At 57.5% G+C, this 4,444-nt stretch carries 2 protein-coding genes and 2 pseudogenes; 3 read left to right on the top strand and 1 reads right to left on the bottom strand.

Going from position 1 to position 4,444, the window contains the following annotated elements:
- Positions 1 to 514 (bottom strand): annotated as a pseudogene (locus H5U08_RS10975) (glucosamine-6-phosphate isomerase); the annotation flags it as partial.
- 651 nt (positions 515 to 1,165) lie between these two features.
- On the opposite strand from H5U08_RS10975, the gene truB reads away from it, so the two are divergent.
- From truB to H5U08_RS10990, 3 genes and pseudogenes are all read left to right on the top strand, one after another.
- Entirely contained in the window at positions 1,166 to 2,080 is a 915-nt protein-coding gene (gene truB, locus H5U08_RS10980; RefSeq protein WP_297032946.1) for a tRNA pseudouridine(55) synthase TruB, read from the top strand.
- A 167-nt stretch (positions 2,081 to 2,247) separates the two neighbouring features.
- Positions 2,248 to 3,486, top strand: a complete 1,239-nt coding sequence (gene gcvT / locus H5U08_RS10985; RefSeq protein WP_297032948.1) for a glycine cleavage system aminomethyltransferase GcvT — start codon at positions 2,248 to 2,250, stop codon at positions 3,484 to 3,486.
- A 40-nt stretch (positions 3,487 to 3,526) separates the two neighbouring features.
- A pseudogene (locus H5U08_RS10990) lies at positions 3,527 to 4,444 on the top strand (hypothetical protein); the annotation flags it as partial.

A 4,444-nucleotide genomic window follows, 5' to 3' on the forward strand; every position in this document is an offset into this window, starting at 1 on the left:
CCACACACCGAATTTCGTCGAAACTTCGCGAATAGGCATCGAGATCACCGATTGGAAAGCGAATGTGGTCTTTCGGCATCCTCAGCTTGGGGTTGATTCGATTGAAACACAGTTCCATATCCGCGCGAGCAAAGCTCAACGGATGATCCATCGGAACCGGCTGCCCTGTTGTTTCGTCCACCCATTCGTCCATTCCCCAAAAGTGACCCTCGCGCACATCGAGTCCCAACTCATTGACCAGCCGGGCCACCAGCGGGAGTTGCTCCGTGGGGCCTATCGGACCGCAGATTCCACAAGGATTATCCGCCGTGGATTGCCGCCAGGCATTGATGTATTCGAGAGCTTCCGCCAGATAAAACTCTTCCAGCGTGTCGTACATAACGATCTTAAATCCTGGCCGGGCAAGTTTTTCTATCTGGCGTACGGTGAGTTTGGCGGCATCCTGCAGCAATTCCGGGTCCAAAGTCGTGTAGTCCCACCAATCTTTGGCAAGTTTGCTCAACGGTCGGGCCATAACTCGTTCCTTTCACACAGAGCGCCTTCACAATGGAACACTGTCGGAATTTTTCGCCTCATTATCAGAAAAAATTGGACGCAGTCAATCTCAACCCACGGCTGACGCACCGCCACTTTTGCAAAAGCCTATGACATGCCACGAGCGCAAAGCATTGTAGGGGCAATTCATGAATTGCCCCTACCGGTGCGTGGCGCAGGTTGAACCGGGCCCTCCAGTCCCTCGCATGATTCGAATGCAACCGGGACACTTGGTCGGCTTGGAATCCGGGCCTATTGGAGGGACGCCTTCCACGGCGTCCGTCGAACCCGGAGGGGCACGCTTGTCGTGCCCGCTACTGCAAAACGGAGTATCCCACGTTGAGAGGTGGACCTGACAAGCAAGTCCCTCCGAGCCGACTCTCCCTTCCGCGGAAGGTCGCGGCGAGACCCGGGTTCGATCCCGACAACAGAGCAGAAGTAGCGAGGACTCAGTAACCCCAGGAGATCGCAGCACGTCGGTGACAACTCTTTTCACATCTCGCCACGGGTGTACGATAAGGGTTGTAAGACACCTTTCAGGGTTGGACGCATTTTCAGGCCAGGCCGCAAACGTCCTTGAGGGCATCACGTCGGCCTCAGCAACATTCAAGGTTACCAAACACAATGGGTCATGACGAGTGATCGCACGTCAGTGAAAAACCAGGAAATTTGCGGTATCCTGTCCCTCAACAAGCCCAAAGGAATCACATCGCGCGACGCCGTCAACATGGTTCAGCGCTGGGCGAGGGGCCTCCGCGTCGGCCACGCAGGAACCCTCGACCCCCTGGCGACGGGCGTGCTCGTCGTGTGTGTGGGACGCGCCACACGGCTCATTTCGCTCATCCAGGAACTGCCAAAGGTATACCGAGCCACCTTCTTGCTCGGTAGAAGCAGCGCGACCGACGACGTCGAAGGTGAAGTCACCATCCATGAGGCAGCGGTGCGCCCCTCTCGCCAGGAAATTGAAGCCATTTTGCCGAGGTTCATGGGGACTATCCTGCAACGGCCGCCCGTCTATTCCGCCGTGAAAATCCATGGTCGGCGTGGATACGAATGGGCCCGGCAGGGAACACCGCGACTCCCTCAACCTCGCCTGGTGAGTATTCACGAACTGAAAATTCTCCGGTATGAATATCCTGAACTGGAGATGGAAATCCGTTGCGGCTCGGGCACGTATGTGCGATCACTGGGCCGCGATCTCGCCGACAGCCTCGGCACGTGGGCTGTTATGTCGGAGCTGACACGCCTGGCCGTCGGCCACTTCACACTCGACGAGGCGGTTGATCCCACCACGCTGGACGAGCGCCGGTGGCAGGAATATTTGCTCCCATCGGGCGTTGCGACGCAACATCTTCCGCAACTTCGACTCGATGACGCGTCGCTCCAGAGTCTTTTGCATGGTCAGTGGCCCAGGTGTGAGACCCAGCTTGTCCCCGGCCAGAAGGCGGCGGTTGTCGATCAGTTCAATAACCTTCTGGCGGTTGTCGAAGTGCAAAAGGGAGGCCGTCTGAAACCGCTGATCAATCTCGCGGCACCGGCGCGCTGACTGACAACCTGCTCGACCTGGCGATCCCCACGGTTGCCCTACGGGGTTATCATTTGCAAAAATAAATCGTTTCGGTTGTCGGGAAGCGGAATTGAAGTCGCTTTTTCGGAAAACCCGACGCATTGACCGTTCTGAACGCAGGAATTTTCTGAATCCCGGAGCAGAGCGTGACGCCCCTCAAATGCACACCTCTTGCTGATTGGCATAAACAGCACGGTGCCCGCATGACGGGCTTTGCCGGATGGACCATGCCTTTGCATTACTCATCCGGCATCCTGCAGGAACACCTCAGCGTTCGAAAATTTGGCGGTCTTTTTGACATCAGCCACATGGGCCGCTTCCGGGTAACCGGGCCAGACGCCGTGCCGTTCCTCCGCCGTGTGCTGACAAACGACGCAGCCCGGCTCGAACTGTGGCAAGCTCAGTACACCATTCTGGCCCAAGAAGATGGATCTGCCCTGGACGATGCCTACCTTTTCCGGTTTCCGGAAGGTTATTGTCTGGTTGTGAACGCGGCCAACGCTGAGCAGGATTGGCACCATCTGAAGCAGCACGCCCAAGGATTTTCCGTCTTGCTGGAAGATATCACAGGCACAACAGGAATGCTGGCGGTTCAGGGGCCTCGAAGCGAACAACTCCTGCAAAAGGTGCTCACTCAGGGTGAACTGCCACCACCTGTCCGGAATAGCGTCTCCCAAGCCCGGGTGTTGGATATTGATCTCCGCGTTTCCCGAACTGGATACACGGGCGAACCGGTAGGCTTCGAATTATTTTTACCGTCCGAGCAGACGCTCCGCGTATGGCAAAGACTCGTGGCGACAGGAGAGTCGCTGGGAATCCGACCCATAGGATTGGGGGCGAGGGATACCCTTCGATTAGAAGCCGGTTTGACGCTCTTCGGGCACGAGCTGGGTCTGGCCCCCGATGGCACCCGTATACCCATCTTCGCTGCTCCTTCGGCCAGCGTGGCTGTGAACCTTACAGCCGATCGGGGTGATTTCATCGGGCGAGGTGCTTTGGAGGCGCAGGCCGCCGCCTATCAGAGTTATCGCCAGGGGACCGTGCAACCGCGTGAGAGTTTGCCGCGGCTCATTCGTCCTTTGGCAATCCTCGGACCTGGTGTCGCCCGACAGGGCGACGAAGTGTACTGGAACGGTCAGAGAGTGGGCTGGGTGACCAGCGGCACCGTCGTGCCCTACTGGGTGTTTACCGGGCAAGATGCCGATGCGGTTCCCACGGACGAGACAGGGCGGCGAGCAATCGCGCTGGGGTATATCGATGCCGAAGTCCCGCGAGAGGCTGCGGTGGAAATCAATGTCCGCGGTCGAGCGCTTCCCACTCGTGTTGTGCGGCGGCATGGCCGAAGCGATCTCCCCCCGTACTTTCGACCGATCATCGTCCAGTGATGTCTCGGAAAGTTTCCTTGCTGTTGAGGTCGCAATAACCATGTCGGAGAAAGTTAAAACACTACTGGAAAAAACACTGCAAAATCACTCGTGGCGCCAGCAACAGTGCGTCAATCTTATCCCGTCGGAAATGACGCCTTCCCCGCTGGTCCGGCTCATTCAGGTCACGGACCCTGTCGGCCGATATGCCGAGCACAATTTTCTCCCGCAGCTCAACCGTGAAGTGTATTACTACCAGGGAACGAAGTTTATTGAATGGGTTGAGCAGCAGCTCATTCAGGAACTGGGCCAGTATCTTGGCACAGAGCTCGTGGAACCACGGTTGATCAGTGGCCAGACGGCCAACATGGCCGTCTTCAGCGCGCTTGTGGCGTTCCGAAATCGAGATAAAAAGCAGGGCGAGCTGGAGCGGATTGGCGGCGTTCTCAATCATCATCTCAACCTGGGCGGTCATCTCAGCGCTCAGGCGATGGGTCCCCTTCGCGACTATGTCGCCCGCGATCCCGCCACCGGCCGATTCATGATCAAACATTTCCCGGTTCGGCAGGACAATCCTTATCAGGTGGACGTCGAAGCAACTGCTTCTCTCCTCGAAACTTTCACCCCCGAGCTCATTATTTTTGGGAAAAGCATGTTCATCTGTCGTGAGCCGGTGAAAGAAATCGGCCAAATCCTTTCCCAGCTCAAGCAGAAGCCGCTGGTCATGTACGATGCCGCGCATGTCCTGGGTATTCTGGGGCCCGCCTTCCAGGACCCATTCGCCGAAGGGGCGAATATCGTGACGGGTTCCACACACAAAACCTTCTTCGGAACCCAGCGGGGGATCATCGCGGCACGATTCGATCCAGACTCACCGCACGCGGCGCTTTGGGATCACATCCGCCGGCGTGCTTTCCCGGGCTTTCTCAGCAACCATCATCTGGGAACCCTTCTCGGTTTACTACTGGCGGCCATGGAG

Source organism: Thermogutta sp., from assembly GCF_014359955.1.
GTDB lineage: Bacteria > Planctomycetota > Planctomycetia > Pirellulales > Thermoguttaceae > Thermogutta.